Annotated in this window: 20 protein-coding genes; 7 read left to right on the forward strand and 13 right to left on the reverse strand. The window is 61.9% G+C overall.

The annotated features are described in order from the left end of the window. Positions 1-2,616 carry an MMPL family transporter gene (locus SB753_RS24500; RefSeq protein ID WP_020068661.1) on the reverse strand — a complete coding sequence of 872 codons (2,616 nt, stop codon included), beginning with the start codon at positions 2,614-2,616 and terminating at the stop codon, positions 1-3. Positions 2,617-2,839: 223 nt separating this feature from the next. Between SB753_RS24500 and SB753_RS24505 the strand changes: the two genes are divergently transcribed. Then, complete coding sequence (locus tag SB753_RS24505) at positions 2,840-3,445, forward strand: phospholipid-binding protein MlaC (protein WP_020068662.1); 606 nt, start codon at positions 2,840-2,842, stop codon at positions 3,443-3,445. 142 nt (positions 3,446-3,587) lie between these two features. On the opposite strand, the gene hpnH is transcribed toward SB753_RS24505, so the two are convergent. Both hpnH and ispH read right to left on the reverse strand, forming a co-directional pair. Beyond that, a complete protein-coding gene (gene hpnH, locus SB753_RS24510; RefSeq protein WP_020068663.1) occupies positions 3,588-4,742 on the reverse strand; it encodes an adenosyl-hopene transferase HpnH in 1,155 nt (384 codons plus the stop codon). A 10-nt stretch (positions 4,743-4,752) separates the two neighbouring features. Next, the gene (gene ispH / locus SB753_RS24515; protein WP_027779014.1) at positions 4,753-5,697 is read right to left on the reverse strand and encodes a 4-hydroxy-3-methylbut-2-enyl diphosphate reductase; all 945 of its coding nucleotides are present in this window, start codon (positions 5,695-5,697) and stop codon (positions 4,753-4,755) included. A 348-nt stretch (positions 5,698-6,045) separates the two neighbouring features. Between ispH and SB753_RS24520 the strand changes: the two genes are divergently transcribed. Continuing rightward, positions 6,046-7,212, forward strand: coding sequence for a glycosyltransferase (locus SB753_RS24520; RefSeq protein ID WP_410802368.1), 1,167 nt, complete (start codon positions 6,046-6,048; stop codon positions 7,210-7,212). Positions 7,213-7,262: 50 nt separating this feature from the next. On the opposite strand, the gene SB753_RS24525 is transcribed toward SB753_RS24520, so the two are convergent. Continuing rightward, entirely contained in the window at positions 7,263-7,817 is a 555-nt protein-coding gene (locus tag SB753_RS24525) for a hypothetical protein (RefSeq protein WP_410802275.1), read from the reverse strand. Between the two features lie 92 nt (positions 7,818-7,909). Beyond that, positions 7,910-8,920 carry a hopanoid-associated sugar epimerase gene (gene hpnA, locus SB753_RS24530; RefSeq protein WP_027779011.1) on the reverse strand — a complete coding sequence of 337 codons (1,011 nt, stop codon included), beginning with the start codon at positions 8,918-8,920 and terminating at the stop codon, positions 7,910-7,912. A gap of 152 nt (positions 8,921-9,072) precedes the next feature. Here hpnA and SB753_RS24535 point away from each other — a divergent pair, with 152 nt between their 5' ends. Beyond that, positions 9,073-9,366 carry an acylphosphatase gene (locus SB753_RS24535; RefSeq protein WP_020068669.1) on the forward strand — a complete coding sequence of 98 codons (294 nt, stop codon included), beginning with the start codon at positions 9,073-9,075 and terminating at the stop codon, positions 9,364-9,366. A 57-nt stretch (positions 9,367-9,423) separates the two neighbouring features. Here SB753_RS24535 and egtD read toward each other — a convergent pair whose 3' ends face one another. Next, a complete protein-coding gene (egtD, locus tag SB753_RS24540; protein ID WP_087751880.1) occupies positions 9,424-10,404 on the reverse strand; it encodes an L-histidine N(alpha)-methyltransferase in 981 nt (326 codons plus the stop codon). 514 nt (positions 10,405-10,918) lie between these two features. Here egtD and rarD point away from each other — a divergent pair. Further along, positions 10,919-11,809 carry an EamA family transporter RarD gene (rarD, locus tag SB753_RS24545; protein ID WP_410802278.1) on the forward strand — a complete coding sequence of 297 codons (891 nt, stop codon included), beginning with the start codon at positions 10,919-10,921 and terminating at the stop codon, positions 11,807-11,809. Positions 11,810-11,845: 36 nt separating this feature from the next. Here the strand turns inward: rarD and SB753_RS24550 are convergent, their stop codons facing one another. Then, a complete protein-coding gene (locus tag SB753_RS24550; protein ID WP_410802280.1) occupies positions 11,846-12,385 on the reverse strand; it encodes a DUF962 domain-containing protein in 540 nt (179 codons plus the stop codon). A 90-nt stretch (positions 12,386-12,475) separates the two neighbouring features. Between SB753_RS24550 and SB753_RS24555 the strand changes: the two genes are divergently transcribed. After that, the gene (locus SB753_RS24555) at positions 12,476-13,189 is read left to right on the forward strand and encodes a Crp/Fnr family transcriptional regulator (RefSeq protein ID WP_204523312.1); all 714 of its coding nucleotides are present in this window, start codon (positions 12,476-12,478) and stop codon (positions 13,187-13,189) included. Positions 13,190-13,363: 174 nt separating this feature from the next. Here SB753_RS24555 and SB753_RS24560 read toward each other — a convergent pair whose 3' ends face one another. The 4 genes from SB753_RS24560 to SB753_RS24575 all read right to left on the reverse strand — a co-directional run bounded on the left by SB753_RS24560 (position 13,364) and on the right by SB753_RS24575 (position 15,644). Then, positions 13,364-13,726 carry a hypothetical protein gene (locus SB753_RS24560; protein ID WP_410802282.1) on the reverse strand — a complete coding sequence of 121 codons (363 nt, stop codon included), beginning with the start codon at positions 13,724-13,726 and terminating at the stop codon, positions 13,364-13,366. A 198-nt stretch (positions 13,727-13,924) separates the two neighbouring features. Then, a complete protein-coding gene (locus SB753_RS24565; protein ID WP_087751876.1) occupies positions 13,925-14,185 on the reverse strand; it encodes a hypothetical protein in 261 nt (86 codons plus the stop codon). Next, a complete protein-coding gene (locus SB753_RS24570) occupies positions 14,178-14,927 on the reverse strand; it encodes a DNA/RNA non-specific endonuclease (protein ID WP_088175473.1) in 750 nt (249 codons plus the stop codon). The genes SB753_RS24565 and SB753_RS24570 overlap by 8 nt, the downstream gene beginning before the upstream one ends. Positions 14,928-15,284: 357 nt before the next feature. Continuing rightward, on the reverse strand, positions 15,285-15,644 hold the full coding sequence (locus SB753_RS24575; protein ID WP_020068677.1) for a DUF3564 domain-containing protein: 360 nt from the start codon (positions 15,642-15,644) through the stop codon (positions 15,285-15,287). 205 nt (positions 15,645-15,849) lie between these two features. Between SB753_RS24575 and SB753_RS24580 the strand changes: the two genes are divergently transcribed. Beyond that, positions 15,850-16,524, forward strand: a complete 675-nt coding sequence (locus SB753_RS24580) for a DUF4410 domain-containing protein (protein WP_088175474.1) — start codon at positions 15,850-15,852, stop codon at positions 16,522-16,524. A gap of 3 nt (positions 16,525-16,527) precedes the next feature. Here the strand turns inward: SB753_RS24580 and SB753_RS24585 are convergent, their stop codons facing one another. Together SB753_RS24585 and SB753_RS24590 are read right to left on the reverse strand one after the other, a co-directional pair. Further along, positions 16,528-18,237, reverse strand: a complete 1,710-nt coding sequence (locus SB753_RS24585) for an acid phosphatase (protein ID WP_410802284.1) — start codon at positions 18,235-18,237, stop codon at positions 16,528-16,530. Positions 18,238-18,381: 144 nt separating this feature from the next. Further along, positions 18,382-18,678 carry a hypothetical protein gene (locus SB753_RS24590; protein WP_020068680.1) on the reverse strand — a complete coding sequence of 99 codons (297 nt, stop codon included), beginning with the start codon at positions 18,676-18,678 and terminating at the stop codon, positions 18,382-18,384. A gap of 139 nt (positions 18,679-18,817) precedes the next feature. On the opposite strand from SB753_RS24590, the gene SB753_RS24595 reads away from it, so the two are divergent. Then, on the forward strand, positions 18,818-19,828 hold the full coding sequence (locus SB753_RS24595) for an IclR family transcriptional regulator (protein WP_410802286.1): 1,011 nt from the start codon (positions 18,818-18,820) through the stop codon (positions 19,826-19,828). The last annotated feature ends 2 nt before the right edge of the window (positions 19,829-19,830 follow it).

The raw sequence follows: 19,830 nt of genomic DNA on the forward strand, positions 1-19,830 counted from the left end.
TTATATTCCTTTGTGCTTCGCGCGACGTGGGCGCGGCTTGCCCATCAGCACGGGTTGGAAAACCACTGCACCAATGAGCGTGCAAAACAGCGACAGCGCCAGCAAGCGGCCCATGCTGGACGTCCCCGGATGGTGCGATAGCCAGAGGCTGCCGAACGCCGTCGCCGTCGTCGCCGCGCTGAACAGCACCGCGTGCGTCAGGCTCGACTGCAACAGGCCGGTCTGCCCGTTGCGCCACGCCATCACGAAGTAAATCTTGAACGCCACGCCGACGCCGAGCATCAGCGGCAACGCAATGATATTCGCGAAGTTCAGCGGCATGCCGAACACCACGCACAACTCGAGCGTGACGAGCGCCGACACAAGCAGCGGAACCAGCGTGCGCAGCATGTCGCCAACGCGCCGCAGCGCGACCCACAGCAGGATCGCGATGGACAGCAGCGCCCAGCACGCTGCCTGCAAGAACGCCTTGATGATCGTATCGGCGGAATGAAGGATCGAGATCGGGCCGCCAATCGCGCCGGGCTCGGCCTTTTTGACAGCATGGGCGAAGCGGGCGAGCGTGGCGTCGTCGTTCGGATCGGCGCCCGGCTTCACCTTCGGCGCAATGTCGACGAGGGCGCGGCCGTCCTTCGACACCCAGCCCTTCGAAATTTCCTTCGGCAGATTGTCCCGCGTGATTTCGGTCGGCTGCAGCAGGTTCTCCAACTGCTTGAGCGCGATGCGCAAAGGCTCCGACATCGCGTGTTCCGCGCGGTCGCGCGTGGCGGAGTCGGCCGCGGCCAGCTTTTGCAGCGTGACCGACAGATGTTGCGCTTCGGCGGCGCCTGGCCCCGGATGATCTTCGGCGGCGAGAGAAAGTTGATTCGACGCGCGCTTGAGCGCTGCGACGCGCACGGCGTCCGTGGCCTGTGGCGCCGGTTGCTGTTGCAGCGCGGGCAGCAATTGCTGCGCGGCGCTTGCGATCAGCATCATCTTTTGCTGCTGCTGCGCGGGAACGAAGGTGTCCAACGTGGTGACGCGGCCCACTTCGGGCAACGCGCGCAATCGCTCGGCCATGCGATCGGCGTCGGCAAGCGAGGGCGCGAGCACATGCACGTTGTTCACCGCGGCCTCGGGCGAATCCTTCAGCGACAGCAGCGTGGCCATCGACTCGGTATGCGGATCTTTCAGGTGCAGCGGATTGAAGTCGAAGTGCAAACGCGTGAGCAACGGCGTTGCGCCGATCACGACGATCAGCGTGCCGATCAGCACGGGCTTGCGATGATGGGCGAGAAAGTCGTCGACGGGTGCCAGTTGCTTGAAGCCCGGCGACGCGGCTTCGCCCGGCGGGTTGAAGATCTTCAGCAACGCGGGCAGCAGTGTCATGTTGGTCAGATACGCGACGAACATGCCAACGCCGGCGATCTCACCCAACTCCGACACGCCGCGGTACGCGGTCGGCAGGAACGAGAAGAAGCTCAACGCGACCGCAACCGCGGCGAGCGTAAGCGGCACGCCGATACTGTGCGCGGTATGGGCAAGCGCGGCGGAGAGACGGTCGTCGCGATTACGCTCCTCGCGATACTTGACGCCGAACTGCACGCCGAAATCGACGCCCAGCCCGACGAACAGCACCATGAACGCAACCGAGATCATGTTCAGCGCGCCGACCATCATGAGGCCGAGCGCGGCGGTGATTGCGAGTCCAACGAACAGCGTGATGAAGACTGCAGCGATCATGCGTCCTGAGCGCAACGCGAGCCACAGAATGATCAACACCACGACGAACGTGCCGATGCCGTTGAGCACCGCGCCGTCTTTGACTGACGCGAACTCTTCGTCCGCGAGCGGTTGTTCGCCGGTCAGACGGACGGTGGCGCCATAACGCGAGTCCAGATGCAGCGAGGCCGCCGTATCGCGAATGGCCTGCGACGCGGTTGCGCCCGGCTCTAGCGCGTCGTAGTTCACGACCGGCTGCACGACCACAAACGCACGCGCCGGATTGGTCGCCGCGCTTTTGTCGACGAACGCGCGCCACGAGAAAGCGGCGGGCTTGCCGGCCAGTACGAGGTCCAGCGTGTTGGCGCTTTGCGACAGCAGGCGGCTCATGTCGGAGAGCTTCACCTGACCGATCTGCAGCGGCAGCAACAAGCTCGTAGTGAGCGTGCCCGCCAGTCCTGTGAGGCTGGGGTCATGCGCGAGCGTGTTCACGAGCGGACGCGACTGCACGAGTTGCGACGTGGTCGACATGACCTCTTCGGTCGATGGGAAAAGCAGACCGTTATGTTCGAAGAACGGCCCGCCGGCGGGCTGCGAGACCGCGACGAATTCCTTCGGCTCGGCTTTGAGCGCCGCCGTCAGCGCATTCGCTGCGGCGTCGGCAAACTCGGGCGCGCGCGCCTCCACGACGACCAGCACCGTTTCGCCGCGATCAGGGAAGGCCTGGTCCATCGCGTGCTCGAGCGTGGACCATTCCTTGTCGGTTTCGATCAGGCGGCTGATGTCGGTGTTGATCTTGAAGTGATGCGCGACATAGATCCCGCTCAACACGGCGAGCACGATCGACAGTGCGATGATCCGCAACGGATGGCGCACCGAATAGGCGACGAGGCGAACAATAGATGACTTCAGCATGTAGGCGAACTTGGCCTTATCACGGGTAGCATTTTGACGAAAGTGCACAAGTATACAGAGCCAGAGCAATCCGGATCGTATTCGGCAGCAATGCGCGTAGCAAAACCGGCTCCCGGCGCAACATGAAAGGGCGGGAACGCAATATCGTTATACTGGTCTATCCAGCTTTCGCCCCGATCTTGCTGGTCGGCGGTGCACACTCTTTTCGGGTCTTGTCCAGCGTATGAAACGTTATCTGTCTGCTTTTCTGGCCGCAGCCGTAGTCTCAACGGCTGCCTATGCGCAAAGCTCGCCCGACGCGGTGGTAAAAAGTGCCGTCGAAGGTACGGTCTCCGCGATGAAGGCCGATCCGCAAGCGCGCGGCGGCGATATGGCCAAGATCACGCAACTGGTCGAGACGCGCTTCGTGCCGGCCACCGACTTCCAGCGCACTACGCGCATCGCGGTCGGCAAGGCATGGAGCACCGCCACGCCCGAGCAGCAGAAGCAGCTCTATGAGCAGTTCACGCTGCTTCTCGTGCACACCTACGCTGCGTCGCTTTCGCAGTTGCGCGACCAGGACGTCAAATTCAAGTTTGCGCCGGCCAATGCACCGGGCGCCGCGAAAGACGTCGTGGTGCAGTCGCACGTGATCAGCAATGGCGGCGACGACGCGATCGACTACCGGCTCACCAAGGGCCCGTCGGGCTGGAAGATCTACGACATCAATATGATGGGCGCATGGCTGATTCAGGTGTACCAGACACAATTCGCCGATCAGCTTTCCAAGGGCGGAGTCGACGGCCTGATCAAGTTCCTCACCGCGCATAACGCACGCAGCGGCGGGTAAGCTGGATCGGCAAGCCGATTGCCTGCGAGGTCGAAACAGACCGGCAAAAGAAAAAGCGCGGTGGCCTTAAAAGCCACCGCGCTTTTTTACGCGGGTTATGCGGCGCGATTCAGAGCGGCGCAGGGCCGCCCCGATTCGACGCTCAGTGCGCGGCCGTAGCCGTCTGCACCTTGCTGCCCTTGCCGGCCACCTTGATCTCTTCAAGCTTGATCTCGACGTGGCGCGAGAACACGTATTCAGCCGGGCGCTGCTTGTCCAGCGGGATGTCTTTGGTGAAAGCACCCGAAGTCTTCGGTCCGCGCAGGCTGACCTTCAATGCCTTCAGCGGATGCGCAACCGTATCCATCACGGCCGTGGCTTCAAAGCCGCAGTGGACCATGCAGTCGGCGCACTTTTCGTAGTTGCCGGTGCCGTACTTGTCCCAGTCCGTGGTTTCCATCAATTCCTTGAAGGTCTTCACGTAACCTTCGCCGACCAGATAGCACGGCTTCTGCCAGCCGAACACCGTACGCGCCGGGTTGCCCCAAGGCGTGCATTCGTAGGTCTGATTGCCGGCGAGGAAGTCGAGGAACATGGCCGACTGGCTGAACGACCAGTTCTTGCCATTGTTGCCGCGCTTGAAGATTTCGCGGAACAGATGTTTGGTCTTGTCGCGATTCAGGAAGTGCTGCTGGTCCGGCGCACGCTCATAGGCATAACCCGGCGAAACGGTGATGCCGTCAACGCCCATCGGCCCGACCGTGTCGAAGAAAGCGGCAACGCGCTCCGGCACCGCGTCGTTAAACAGCGTGCAGTTGATGTTCACGCGGAAACCGCGGCGCTTCGCTTCCTTGATGGCGGCGACTGCCTTGTCGTACACGCCGTCTTGCGACACCGAATGGTCGTGCATCTGCTGATCGCCATCCAGGTGAACCGACCAGACGAAGTACGGATTCGGCTCGTAGTCGTCCATCTTCTTTTCCATCAGCAGCGCGTTCGTACACAGGTACACGAACTTCTTACGCGCGATGATGCCCTTCACGATCTGCGGCATTTCCTTGTGCAGGAGCGGTTCGCCGCCTGCAATCGACACCACCGGGGCGCCGCATTCGTCGACGGCGCCAAGGCATTCTTCCAGCGAAAGACGCTGATTCAGGATGGGGTCCGGATAGTCGATCTTGCCGCAGCCATTGCAGGCGAGATTGCAGCGGAACAGCGGCTCCAGCATCAGGGCGAGCGGGTAGCGTTTGTTGCCGGAGAGGTGCTGACGCATGATGTATGCGCCGACCCGGACTTTCTGTAGCAGCGGAATAGACAAGACGTCCTCCTTAAACTTCGCGTGCGGCGAGTGGTTGCATCAGCTTCGATGGCAACTTGAATTCAACCTTCTCTTCACGGCCCGCCATCGTCGTGACATCGACGGGCCCCATTGCGCTTAGCGCATCGATTACGTTTCTGACCATTTCTTCCGGCGCCGAAGCGCCGGCCGTGATGCCGATGGTCTGCGCATTCGCAAACCATTCCGGCTTCACTTCTGAACCGTCGGCGACGAGATAGCTCGCCACGCCGCTTTCGCTGCCGATTTCCCGCAGCCGGTTCGAGTTCGAACTGTTTGTTGCGCCCACCACCAGCAGCACGTCCACCTGCTTGCTCAACTCGCGCACCGCCGCCTGGCGGTTTTGCGTCGCATAGCAGATGTCGCGCGTGTCGGGGCCGACGATGTCGGTGAAGCGGCGCTGCAAGGCGTCGATAATGCCACGGGTGTCGTCTACCGACAGCGTGGTCTGCGTGACGTACGCGAGCGGCGTGTCGACCGGCAGTTGCAGATGCTCGACTTCGGCTTCGCTCTGCACCAGCAGCACCTTGCCCGGGATCTGGCCGATCGTGCCTTCCACTTCCGGATGCCCGGCGTGGCCGATCAGGATCAGCGTGCGCCCCGCGCTCACATATTGACGTCCCTGCACGTGCACCTTGGTGACGAGCGGGCACGTTGCGTCGAGCACGTCGAGACCGCGGGCTTCCGCGTCGCGCTCAACCGTTTGAGCGACGCCGTGCGCGCTGAAGATCGCCACGGCGCCTTGCGGCACTTCGTCGAGTTCTTCGACGAAACGCGCGCCTTTCTGGCGCAGATTATCGACCACGTGACGATTGTGGACAATTTCGTGGCGTACGTAGACAGGCGCGCCGTGCTGCTGCAGCGCCCGATCGACGATCTCGATCGCACGAACAACGCCCGCACAAAAGCCGCGGGGTTGGGCAAGGATGACTCGCATAAGTTGGCGGACTCCGACTGACGCGGGTTTCGAGCAAGTCGGAAATTCTGACTTTATCGCCGCGACCATCTAATTAGTTGACGTCTTGAGCCCCGGCGACGTGCCGGTACAGCAAAACCAAACGCGCATTCTAACGCTATCACGCCAGCTTTGCTTTGCCGGGGCCGCTACAGTGTTGGGCGCACGCGGCACATGCCTTGGCTTTGCCAAAACCCATGCGGCAAAAATTGCACGCTGCACCGCTCTGGCGGAACCCTTAAACTACGTCGTCCTGTGAAGCGCTCGCGCCTCGCAATACAAAATGGTCGACGCTTGCTGCAAATTCGAGGGTAACGCTTAATGGGGTTGATGGCGGTGATTCTGTTTTTCCTTTCCTGTTTGTCCTTGCTGATCTGGATCGTGCTGCTGTTCGCCCGGGGCGGCTTCTGGCGCGCGCGTCCCGCCGCGCCGCTTACGCCCGAAGCGCGTAGCGCATGGCCCGGCGTGGCCGCCGTGGTACCGGCACGCAATGAAGTCGATGTCATTGCACAGGCCGTTACGACGCTGCTTCAGCAGGATTATCCCGGCGCATTTCACGTGATCGTGGTCGACGACCACAGCACCGACGGCACCGCCGACGCTGCCCGCGCAGCCGCACTGCAGCTGCAATGCCCGGACCGTTTGACCGTGCTGAGCGCGAAGCCGCTCCCGCCGGGGTGGTCCGGCAAGGTGTGGGCGCAGTCGCAAGGCATCGAGGCGGTGCGCACGCTCGGCTTGCCGGCCGACTTTTTGTTGCTGACAGACGCCGATATCGGTCATCCCGCGGAGGCCGTCACGCAACTCGTGGTCCGTGCCGACGTTGAGAAGCGCGATCTCGTCTCGCTGATGGTGCGGCTGCGCTGCGACTCGTTCTGGGAGAAAGCGCTTATTCCGGCCTTCGTTTTCTTCTTCGCGAAGCTGTATCCGTTCGCATGGGTCAACAATCCGCGCAATCGCACGGCGGCTGCGGCGGGCGGCTGCATGCTCGTGCGTCGTAGCGCCCTGGAGGAAGCCGGTGGCATTGAATCGATCCGGGCCGAGCTGATCGACGATTGCAGCCTCGCGGCGCGCATCAAGCATCGCGGCACCGGGCGTCACCCGATCCGGCTCGACGTGGCTGCGCGAAGCGTGTCGTTGCGTCCTTACGATAGCTGGCGCGACATCTGGAACATGATTGCGCGCACTGCGTTCACGCAGTTGCATTATTCGCCGCTGCTGCTGGCGGGCACGCTTGCCGGCATGACGATCATCTATCTGATGCCGCCGGTCGCCGCCATCGTGCTCGGACCAACGGGCTGGCCCGCCTGGCTCGCGTGGGCGGCCATGTGCTGCGCGTATGCGCCCATGCTGAGCTATTACCGCCGCTCGCCGCTATGGGCGCCGTTTCTGCCGCTCATCGCGCTGTTTTACGTGGGGGCGACGTTTGCGTCGGCGGTGCGCTACTGGCGTGGCAAGGGCGGGCAATGGAAGGCGCGCGTTCAGGCGCCCATGCAGTAACGTTGACTCGAGGCAGTAACAAAAAAGCGGCGCATTGCGCCGCTTTTCTTTTAGCCCTTTGTAAGCAGCATATAGAGTTGAATCACCATGTCCGGTGAGAACGTGAACGGCACCCAGCCGTGACCGGTATGGCGCATTACCAGCAAACGGTCGCCGTTCGACTGCTTCTGCACGGCCATGACCGGATTTTTCGTCGACACGAAACGCCAGCCCGGCGGGATGCCCGGAGGAGGTTCGGGTGTCATCGAGGCGCGCGCGTTCGACAGCTCCTCGATGAGCTGGCCGATCTGCTCCGCGCGCAATGCGACGGTCTGGCCGCCGATGGTCATGGTGATTTCGTTCTGCGCCGGACGGTTGATTTCCAGCGTGGGCGGAGCCGGGGGCGCAGCGGTTTGCGCACCGGCTTCGCTGACCGCGGCGTCGGCTTGGGCTTGACCTTCGACCGTTTCCGATTCGACGCCCGGCACGGCATGTTCAGCCGGCGCGTGCTGCGCGTCAGCCTGGTTGCGTGTCTCGGGGATGCTTTGGGCCTGCGGGGCCACGACAGCCTGAATGAGCTGATCGACGCCCACTTCGAGCGCGCCGAGCTGTTCGTGAAGGTTCATGCGAGATTTCTCTGGTAAGACCCGCGATTTTAACTGCTGCGCGTAGGCTTTACCTTCCGCAAATACAGCGACGTTGTAACAAAATGCTCGCGCTACGGCTTGAGATAGCCCGCATGCCGGAACCAGTCGAGCGCATCGCTCAGGCCCTCGCGATACGGACGCGCCCGGTAGCCCAGTTCGCGTTCCGCCTTGGCCGAACTGAAGTACATCTTGTTCTTCGACATCTTCAATCCATCAACGGTGACGAACGGTTCGCGCTTCGTGAATTTCGCCACCGCTTCCGCACCCATCGCGAGCGGGTAAAGCGGCCAGCGCGGCAAGCTGATGGTGGGGGCTTTGCGGCCGGTGAGTGCCGCGATGTCTGCGAGCATCTGTTGAAGCGGCAGATTTTCGCCGCCGAGAATGTAGCGTTCGCCGATCTTGCCGCGCTCCAGCGCCAGAAAGTGCCCGGCTGCGACGTCGTCCACGTGCACGAGGTTCAGCCCTGTGTCGACGAAAGCGGGAATCTTGCCGAGCGCCGCTTCCACGATGATGCGCCCGGTCGGCGTCGGCTTGACGTCGCGCGGGCCGATAGGTGTGGACGGGTTGACGATCACCGCCGGCAGGCCGTCTTCGGCGATCATGCGTTCCACTGCGCGCTCGGCCAGCACCTTGCTGCGCTTGTAGACGCCGATCGCCTGATCGGCCTTGAGCGGCGATGTTTCGTCGGCTGAATTGCCGGCGCTCGTCACCTTCAGCGTGGCCACGCTGCTCGTGTACACGATGCGCTCGACGCCTTCTTTCAGCGCCGCTCGCATGGTCGCCTCCGTGCCCTCCAGATTCGAGCGTTCGATTTCGCTCGGGTCCGGCGCCCACAGCCGGTAATCGGCGGCGACGTGCAGCAGATAGCGCACGCCGCGCAGCGCGTTGCGCATGGACGCTTCGTCGCGCATATCGCCCACGACGATTTCCGCGTCGAGGGACTCGAGGTTCTGACGCGGGCTGGTGGCGCGCACCAGTACACGCACCTTGAAACCCTTCTGTTGCGCGATGCGCGCCACCGACGAGCCGACAAAGCCGGATGCGCCGGTCACGAGCACGAGATCGCCATTCTGTTCGGTCATTCTGTTTCCGTTCCCTGCGTGACAGTCGGGGGATTGTACGTGGCGAGCGGGGGCCGCGTCGCCGACGCGGCTATTCCAACCCGCGTTCTGCAAGCAGGCTCGCCGCGACGCGACTAGAATGCCCGCTTGAAAGATTGCGAGGAGAGAACGGCATGTCCCCAGATCTGGATGAGCGGATCGAAACGTATTACGTGCGCGTGCGCGGCACCGTGCAGGGCGTCGGCTTTCGTCACGCGACCGTGCGGCAGGCGCACGCGCTGGGCATCAAGGGATGGGTTGCGAATCTCGACGACGGTTCGGTCGAAGCGATGTTGCAGGGCACGGCGAATCAGGTCGACCGGATGCTGTCGTGGCTGCGGCACGGGCCGCCGGCCGCGCGCGTCACCGAGGTAGCCGGCGAAGAGCGCGTGACCGAGAAACGCTACGAGCGTTTCGAACAGCATTGAACGGCGCGTAACCACATCGGCGGGTTGAGAGCCCGCCGCCCCTTTGGCCGTTGTGCGCTATTGCGCTACCAACAGGCTTTCGGCAAATCCCCACTCGTTTTCCAGCCACTGATGGCTGCACACGAAGCCCGCATCGTCGGCGATCGCGGGCATTTCGTCGGCGCGATACTTGTGGCTGCTCTCGGTCCAGATCGTTTCGCCTGCCTTGAGCGACACCGTCAGGTTTGCGGCGGCAACATGCGCGGTAACGTCACGCGTTGCACGCAAGTGCATCTCGACACTGCGCGCGTCCGGATTGAAACGCGCGACGTGCTCGAATGCGTCGAGCGGAAAATCACCGCCGAGTTCGCGATTGATCCGCGCGAGCAGGTTCAGGTTGAACGACGCCGTGACGCCGATTGCGTCGTCGTAAGCGGCGATCAGCGTGGGCGTGGGCTTGATGAGGTCGGTGCCGAGCAGCAGCGCGTCGCCGGGCGCCAGCATGTTGCGAATGTCGCGCAGAAAGCGCGTCGCGGCCAGTCTGCCGAAATTGCCGATCGTACTGCCGAGAAAGAGTACGAGTAAGCGTTCGTCGGCTGCGCGCTTTTTGCTGACTTCCGCGAGCCCCGCCAGATAATCGCGCTCATAGCCGACAATAGAAATCCTTTCGATGTCGCCTAATTCGCGCCTGCACAACTGCAACGCGGTGCGCGAAATTTCAATCGGGCAGTAGGAAGTGGGGCGCTTTTTACACAGCGCTTCGAGAATGCGGCGCGTTTTGCGGCCGCTGCCGCTGCCGAGTTCGGCGACGGTTACGTCGTGCGGAAGATGCTCGACGATGTCCACCGCGTGCTTCGCCAGCAGCCGCTCCTCAGCGCGTGTCACGCCGTATTCGGGGAGCACGGTGATCACTTCGAATAATGCGGAACCGACTTCGTCGTACAGATACTTCGAGGGCAACTCTTTCTGCGGCGCATGCGTGAGGCCGCTGCGGACGTCGGCGGCGAACGCGGAACGTTGATCGGGTGATGCGTCGTGCGAGAGGGCTGGCTGGGTCATGCTGGCTCCAGTAGTCACATGCGATGAGCGGGATGGTTGGCCGGAGGCGGCACGCGGGATCGAAACGATTGGTGCGTGCCGCGGAGGAGGCGGGCCGCCATGCGGCCGGGCTCGTTGATGTCGCAAACGCTGATTGCAAACGTTGGTTGCAAACGCTGCAGCAGAAGCGGGAAGCAAGATTCGCGCTTGATCGACGGAGTTGCTTGTCGAACGCGCACAGCTGACTCCCGCGCGCGTGAAGTTATGTTCTAGTTCATCGACGCGCGTTCTGCACGGATTAATTGCTGCTGCAAGAATGAAAGCGACGCGAAGTGTGCCCGTGCCACGTCGATAATCCGGCTAGAATGCCCGGCTTGCATCGCCGGATAAAACTACAAGAAGCGGCGCCCGACACGCGCTGCGGCTCAGGACCTTCACTTCCAATGACAACGAGAATCGCGGTGCGCCGCCATGTTGCGCCGCGTGCGCATGCGTTCGCGCCGCAAGGCGAAGCTCCCGCACAGCGGGGCGCACGATGAATCAGTATTCGCCGAAACGCGGCATTGCCTTATCGGTTAGCGCCTGTGCGATGTTCGCTCTGCTGTCGGCTTACGCGACGCTGCTCGCACCGCTCACCGGCCTCGATATTTTCGCGTGGCGTATCGTCTGGACCGTGCCGGGCGCACTGCTGCTGGTTGCGTCGCGCAAGCGCATGCCAATCCTGCGACAACTTCTTTACCGGATGATGACTCAGCCCGCGCTAGGCGTTGCGATGCTCGCCGCCGCTGCGTTGCTCGGCGCGCAATTGTGGGTGTTTCTGTGGGCGCCGTTGCATGGCCGCATGCTTGAAGTGTCGCTCGGCTATTTCCTGTTGCCGCTCGTGATTGTACTGGTCGGGCGCTTTTACTATCACGAGCGTCTCGACGGTTTGCAGTGGGCAGCCGTGATATGCGCGGCTGTGGGCGTGGGTCATGAACTGTGGGTGACGGGCGCTTTCTCGTGGCCGACGTTGCTAGTTGCGCTCGGTTATCCGCCGTACTTCGTATTGCGGCGCAAAATCAAACAGGATTCGCTCGCGCTGTTTACCGTCGAGATGATCTTGCTACTGCCTGTCGCAGTGGCGATGATCGTGACCGGCGGGTCGCTCACGCTGATCTCCGGACGCCTCGACATGTGGCTTCTGCTGCTGCCGGGGCTGGGCGCGTTGAGCACGCTCGCGCTGGCTTCGTATCTGACCGCGAGTCGCCTATTGCCCGTCGCGCTGTTCGGCATTCTCGGTTATGTCGAGCCGGTATTGCTCGTGCTGGTGTCGATCACGTTGCTCGGCGAAACGTTGAGTGCTGCGCAGTTGGCCACGTACATCCCGATCTGGATCGCAGTCGTGCTGACAGCGTTGCACAGCATGCGGATCGTGCGCTTTGCGTGAGACTCGAGCGCCTGCCACGACCATGTTGCTTTGCGTTCACTTGTGCGCCGCCGCGCGCTGGTCTTTCGTCGGCGACGGCCCCAACTGGCTTTCTATCGCTTCACGAAGCGCAGGCCGCCAGCCGGTGTAGAACAATGCTTCGGCCAGCACGAACAGCGGTCCGATCAGAAGACCGATCACGTCATCGACAAAAGCCGGCTTACGGTGCTCGTAGGCAATGTGGCCGACGAACTGAAACACCCAGCCGACCGCGAAGAGGCCGACGCCAGTTGCCAGCCAGACCGGCGTGGTCTGCGCCGCGATCCATTGGCCGAACACGATGCAAAGCGCGGACACGGCTGTCATCAACAAACCCAAAGGCACGTCGAGCACCAGGTAATAGAGCGTGGCCGCCGAGAACAACAGCCATGCGGGCGATAGGATCAACGGCGGCGCGGCTAGCGCGAAAGCCGGACGGCTCAACAGCACTGCCAATGCAAGCACGATCATCGGGATGCCGATGAAATGCGTGGCGATATTGCGCCGGTCGCGATGGTAAGCCGCATACTGCGTAAGCTGTTGCGTCAGCGTTCTCATGGATGCCGCTCCTTCATCAAAGTCAGCATAATCGCGGCGATTGGAATCTCAAACCATCGGGTAGCCGACAATCGGTATAAGCGCGATTCAATGACCGCAAATATTCCTCGTACCCAACTTGCCACGCTGCTGTCGAACAGTGCATGGTTCCGCTCGGCACCGGCGTCTCTGCAGACGCAATTGATCGACGCGGGCCGGATCGAGCGCCTTGCCGCCGGTCAGCGTCTGTTCACGCGTGGCGATGCAGATAACGGCATCTATTGCGTGCTTGGCGGCGTGGTGCGAATCGGCGCGGCGAGTGAGAGCGGCAAGGAAGCATTGCTTGCCGTGATCGAACCGGTGAACTGGTTCGGCGAGATCGCGCTGTTTGACAATCGTCCGCGAACGCACGACGCGTATGCCGAACGCGATACCGAACTGTTTCATGTGACGCGCGCGGCACTCGTCGGATTGCTTGAACGTACGCCGGCCCATTGGCACACCTTCGGCTTGCTGCTCACGCAAAAACTGCGTCTTGCCTTCGATGCAATCGAGGAAGCCGCGTTGCTGCCCGCAGCGCAACGCGTAGCGCGACGACTGTTGCTAATGGCGGGTGGATATGGCGAGGGGGAAACCATGCGACGTGTCATCAACGTGCCTCAGGAAGATCTCGCGATGATGCTCGCACTGTCGCGGCAGACCATCAACCAGGTGCTCAAGCAGTTTGAAACGCAGGGCGCGGTCAAGCTTGGTTATGCGGAAATCCAGATAGTCGACAAAGGCCGACTTCACGAGCTTGCGCAGTTGGGCCTGGATACACGTTGACGGCTTGAGAGCGCCATTGCCGCAGATTTCCTCTGCTACGACAACGCGAAAGCTTGCGCAAAAAAAAGGCGAGTCATACGACTCGCCCTCCCTGAACGGCATTGCCCGGCTTCGATTAATAGCTTGATTCTTCTAATGCCTGGTTGGCCGGTGCGTGCCGGAACCGTGCACGTGTTATTGCGTTTTGGTCGTGCCGGTCTTTGCGCCGTCAGCGCTCACCGGCGCATTGTTGGCCTCTTGCGCGCCGTCCGTTTTCTTGTTCGCTGCGCTGGAGTCGGCCGGAGTCTTCTTCACGGCGTTGTGCTTCTTCACAGAGTGTTTGGAAGACGTGTTCACATGCGACTTCGCGGTCGTGCCCGAAGGTGCTTTCGCGTGAGTGGTGGTGTCATTCGACGCGCCGGTTTGCACGGCAGTGCTTGCCTTAAGATTCGCCTGGCCCGCGGGCTGCGTTGCTTCGGACGGTGCCGGTGCGGCAGTCTGAGCGAAAGCGGTTGACACGAGCAGAGCGGAAGCGAGAGCAGCGAAAAGCGTCTTCATGGTGTGACTCCTTGTTAAACCGGTGGATTCCTGCGAGCTTCTGTTTCGCGGCTGGATTTATTCAGCGCTGCCGGTTTAACGCAGCCGGGAAGACAGCAGTTGACGATGTTCTGGTGACAAAACGTAACGGCAGAAACATATCGGGCTGCTGACTACTCTTCCGGCCTTCCTGCTCTCGACGATTTAAGACTTCAAACGTTAGTTGAATGGATTGTCCACGACACCCGGTTTCGCATCCGGTTCGTCCTTCACTTTAGCGGGCAGTCCCGGATGCGCCTGCAAAGCTGCGACGATTGCATCTACCGCTTCCTTCAATGCGAGCGCAGCCTTCAGCCCTCGCTGGTCTTGCGTCAGTTCGAGCGTGCCGTTCAGCACGACGCGCGTTGTACCGTTGCTCACGGTCATTGCGTCGCCCTGAAGGTTGAGTACGTCGTCGTCGTTCGAATAGGGTTTAAACACCTTTGAGTCCTCCCGGTCGCTGATCTTTGAGGTTCTCCGGAATGCCCGGAAAGCGAATGCCCGATGCTGCTTCGAGTTCGTGAATCGTTCTGATTTCATAGCGATTCGTCGACACATTGTCGACCACTACCGCGAACGCGAGTTGCCGCGAAGGTACGTAGACGACCTTGAACAACTGCGTTGGAACGAACACGCGCGTGGGACCGATCGTCTGCAGTTGCTGACCGCTGAACATCGGACCCGTGACGACATACGTGTCGTCATAAGCCGTCGCGATTTTGCGCACGGACGTTTCAATGCGCGCCCACAGCCGTTGATTGTTTTCGCGATTTTGCGGCACGATGTTCGCGAGCGAAAACGATTGTGCCATCGCCTGCTCATTCCAGCGATTTCCCGCAGGGCTCATATGTCCGCGGTCGAAGCCGCTGCGCTTGTAATCGGCGAGCGTTGCGCCTTCGCCGTCGGGCAAGCGCGCGTCTTCGAAGAACTTGTTGGTGCGCACCATGTCTTTCGCGGCTTCAATATGATCGCGCGTCAAATGTTCGGCGGACCACAATGGACCGTGTGTAATGCCCGAATGCATGACGGCGAAATCGCTATAGCAAAGCATGCGCGTTTTGGGCGCCATCTTCTGATTGGTCAGAACGGGCCATTGCGCATTAGGTGTGAACTGGGTGCAGGAAGGCGCCGCCGTTGCGTGAGCGGCAACTGCAACGAGCAGACAGGCGAACCACTTCTTCATGGGTTAATCGGTGAAAAGAGAGGGGCGCAAAGTATAGCGTTGAGCGTGATGATCGAGCGATGTAAAAGCGCGGGGGAGCGCGTAGCGAAGAACGGCAATGTGACGCTCGCGCGCCGGAACGGGCACGTGACGCGACGTCGCACAGGCAAAAAAAATGGGCCGCCTTGCGGCGACCCGAATGCGTGGACTTCCGACACTACGCACGCAAACTTAAGACAAGCTTAAATGCATGCGTCGCGGAAAACGGTCCGTCAATCGGCGAGAGGGAACAATGCAGAGTGGTAAGCCGACGGATTTCGCACGCGCGCCTTGCGACGCGCGTGCGGGAACATCGACCGAGTAGAAAGGGTGCTGGAATTAATTGCCGAACACGCTGTTTTCGGCGCGCACGTTTTGACGATCGACCGCTTGCAAGCGCCAGAAGCCGCTTGTCGGCGCGCGGTTGCGCACGGCTGTCCACGCTGCGTCGCCTTGGGCGGCGCTCACGCGCTGCTTACGGTCGACGTGCAATCCACGCAGCGTACACAACGGTGCGTCCGTGCTCGGCGCGCAAAGTGTCGTCACGCCACCTTCGTCGCGTAATTCGCCCCACGGGGGCAGATCGATCCCTTGGTGCGCTTCTCTCGACCACCGGCGTTGGTCGGTGTCGAGCCATAGCACAGCGTAGTCGTGACTGACGGTGGGATCGGAACCGTTGATGAGGATGGTCAGGCGCATATCAGTTCCGTGCAAAGTACTCAGAATTGCTTTAACAGTCTATGTCGCGACGCCGGTTATTCAAGGCAAATGGTAAGACTTGTGCACGAAAATACGGGCGCCACATGTACACGGCTGTACCATGTTCGCGTCGCGATCCGGCCTCCGCTTTTTACCGCGCTATCTTGCTTCTTCGTTGCCGCTGCACCGATCCTGGAGACGTGTCATGCAGCATCAATTTCTGCGTTTTGTGGCGCTGGCCGCGTGCATAAGCGCGGCGCCGGCGCCTGGTTTTGCAGCGGATAAAGCGTCGTTCGCCGAGCCTGCGCCGATCGTCTACGTGTCGGATTTCGAGCTGGACGTCGCGAACGTTGCGCCGGACAGTGGCCCCGGCCAACGCGTGCGCCGTCTGCGCGGATTATTGCCAGGCGGGCCGGGACCGTTGGACCGCAACGCGAATCCGCAGGAGCACGCAAAGAACATCGTCGACGAAATGGCGGAGGCGCTCACGGCCGATCTGCGCGAAGGCGGCGTCGACGCACGGCGCATCGCGCCCGGTCAAACTTCGCCGGCCGCGGGCTGGCAAGTGCGCGGTGTCTTCCTGAGCGTCGACGACGGCAACCGTCTGCGGCGTGCCATGGTCGGTCTCGGCGCCGGTCAGACCGACATTCAGGTCGCCGTGTCATGCGACAGTCTTGCATCGGCGAGTTTGCCGCCTCTCTATGAAGCCGTGGAAGAGGCCGACAGCAAGCACGGGCCGGGCGCTGCCATCAAGCTCAATCCGTATGTGATCGCAGCGAAGTTCGTCATGGCAAGCGGCGACGAGAAGAAGACGATCAAGAAAACGGCTCAACAGATTTCCGATGCCGTCATCGCCAGGCTTCACGCCGCCGCGCCGTGATCGTCAGGCGAGATCCAGCGGCGCGGTCAAATCGCCGAGCGGCGCCAAACCGTTCTTTGCGAACGCACGATCGCGGGCCACGACGCCGTCAAGCGGCGCCAGTCCATGCACGCGGCTGATCAGGCGAAGAATCGAGTTCGTGTCGTACACGGTGTGATCGACATAGCCTTTTTTGGCGAGCGGTGAAATGACCAGCGCCGGAATCCGCGAGCCTGGACCCCAGCGGTCGCCATTCGGCGGCGCGACCGGATCCCACCAGCCGCCGTTTTCGTCGACGGTGACGATCACGACCGTATTGGCCCATTGCGGACCCTTCTGGATATGCTCGATCACAGTTGAGATGTGCCGGTCGCCGGATTCGACGTCCGCGTAGCCGGCGTGCATATTCAGATCGCCCTGGGGCTTGTAGAAGGTGACCGCCGGCAGACGTCCCGCGTCGATGTCGGCGATCAGGCGGTTAGTCGATGCGTCGCTGCCGAGGCCCGCATCGCGCAGATATTTACGCCGCGCGGCCGTGCCAGGCGCGTAGTTGGCGAAATAGTTGAACGGCTGGTGGTGATACTGGAAGTCGGGCACGGCACCTGTGTCCTGATGTTCCAACGCATATTGCCAGGCCCCGCTGTACCACGCCCAATCCACGCCCTTGTCCGTGAGACGGTCGCCAATCGTCGCGTAATTCTGCGGTCGCAGCACCCGCGGATTCGACGCATCCGCGAAAGCCGGGTTGCCGCCTTCCGCCGGGCGCACGTTGCTCGGCTGGTATGGCGGTGCCATCGTATTCACGGCATAGCCGTCGGCGGTAAATGCGCCGTCGTTCACGAATTTCGGCGGACCGTCGAGTGCCGATGCCGGCGAGTCCGGCGCGAGCTTCAGCCGCGCACCGGTGAGGTCGTCGCCCTCGACCACGGAGACCATTTTTTTCGCCGGGCTGTTATGCACGTCCGGATAGAACGGCGCCTGCGCCGAGATCAGAAAGATGTGGTTGAGCCACGAGCCGCCAAACGCTGCCATGAAAAAGTTATCGCACAGCGTGTATTGCTGAGCGAGGCTCCAGAGCTTGAGCGTATCGGCGGAATTTCGGTAATGCCCCATGACGAGTCCGCCCGAATCGCCCCACGCCGCGAACTGGTTGTTGCGCCCGGCGTTGATCTGCATCTGGTTCTGATAAAAACGATGCACGAGATCGCGCGTAATCACGCCCGTCGGCAACGGCGCGCCTCGCGCGTCGGTCAAATGGAACGGCCCATTGCGCAGATTGCCGATGTCCTTCTGGCCGATCATGTAACGCTTGCCGTCCACTTCCTGCGCCTGCGGCACCAGGCCGCCCCAGATGGCAGGCAAGCGCGGCATCGGCGTCTTGCCATCGCGGTCGAGTTGCAGATATCGCTCGGCAGTTACTTTATCGAGCGGATGCTGGATGCCTGGGAAATTGCCATACAGGTTGGCGAAGCTGCGGTTCTCCGCGTAGATCACCACGATCTGCTTGACCTGGTCGTGCAACGCGGCGTCGAGCCGTAAGTCCGCGGCGGTACGCGGTGCTACTTCGCTCGCAGCCTGTCCGGTCTTGCAGCCGGTCAGTGCAAGCCCGATGCCGACGGCCGCGAGGCCGGTAAGAACACGGCGGCGTTCAGGATTGTGCGGATCGTCTGCGGCGCTGGAGGCGTTGTCTGAACTACCGGGGTTCGGCGGCAGGGAGGAGTCGTGGTCTGTCATCGGTCGGTTCCGAAGTGTGCGTGGCGAGCGCTCAGGTGCGGCTCGGGGCGGCGCGCAAAACGCCGGCGGAAGCTACGATTCGTTGCGGATACGGCTGGACGTGCAGGCGAACTACTGCGTCAAGAGATGCGGCGGTTTTTCCAGCTAAGGCAATCGGCGTTTGACGCGCCAACTATTGTGCGTTGCATCGACGGCGAGCAGCAGCCAATGTCTCGCGTTGACAGGGTGGCGCTTCTGCGTCGCATAACCGTCTACCGTCAGTTCGAGTTCGTCGTGCGCTCGCAAATGACAGGTGGCATTAGCGCCGGAGCCGTCTGCAAACTCGACGACCGCGACCACCGCGGCGGCCGTTCGCTCCGACTTCGGCAAGTGCGCTATGTGCACCGCACACCCAGGATAGAGATGCGAATCGGCAACCTGAATCTGCACGGAATCAGACATGAGCGTGGCCTCCGGACGCTTGTGCGGAACGAAGGCGCGGCAGCGGGGCCTCGCGCAGCGGACCGCATCAAAGCATAGCACCGCAAAGACGCTATGATGCTGATCTGACCTCGATGAACAGCAGAAAACGGCAGCCAAGATGGCAAAAGAAGAGCAGACAGGAGCGGGACGCAAGCAGGCAAAGCCACGCGCTATGACAGCGCCGGCTTCGCATCACGACGAGATGTCGTCGGCGCAAAAAGGCGGCGCCGATTCGACTGATTCGATCCGTTCCACCCCCAACACCGCCAGCACCGCGAATGCCGACGAAGACAGCGCCGGCGGCTCGACCTATCTCGTGCCGGGCCTTGAGCGCGGGCTGCGCATTCTCTCGGAATTCAGCGCACGTGAGCCGGTACTGGGCGCGCCGGAGTTGTCGAAGCGCATCGGCATTCCGCGCACCACCACCTTCCGCTTATTGCAGACGCTCGAAGCGCTCGGTTTTCTGGAGCGCGTCAATGGCGACCGTTACTTCCGCCTGAGCGTCGCCGTGCTACGGCTCGGCTTTGAATATCTGAATTCTCTTGAATTGACCGACGTCGGCACGCCGATTCTCGAACGTCTGCGCGACGCGACGGGCCTGAGTTCGCATCTGTTGATCCGCGATCAACGCGACGTGGTCTTCGTCGGCAAAGCGCAAACCCATGAGCCGATGTTCAGTTCGGTGAAAGTGCACGTCGGCACGCGTTTGCCAGCGCATGCCACTGTCCACGGTCAGGTGCTGATGGGCGACCTTACGTTCGACGAGCTGCGCCAGTTGTATCCCGAACCGCAACTGGAGCGTTACACCGAGCGCACGCCGGCCACCGTCGAAGAGTTGTATGGAAGAGTGCGCGAAAGCGCGGCGCTCGGTTATGCGCTGAGCGAGGCGTCGTTCGAGCGCGGCATCTCCGTGGTGAGCGCGCCGGTGCGCGATCAGAGCGGCAAGATCGCGGCCGCTTTGACCGTCACGATCCCGCGTTCCGATCTCGGCGAGACCGAAGAACGCGAGCGGCTCGTTACCGCCGTTTGCCAGGCCGCGCTCGAGTTGTCCGAGCGGCTCGGCCACCGTCCGCGCGCCGACGAACCGACGGTGATGCAAGCTCGCCGCAAACCCGTCGCGGCGAGCTAGTT

This window comes from Paraburkholderia sp. SIMBA_053, assembly GCF_046534895.1.
Classification (GTDB): domain Bacteria; phylum Pseudomonadota; class Gammaproteobacteria; order Burkholderiales; family Burkholderiaceae; genus Paraburkholderia; species Paraburkholderia caledonica.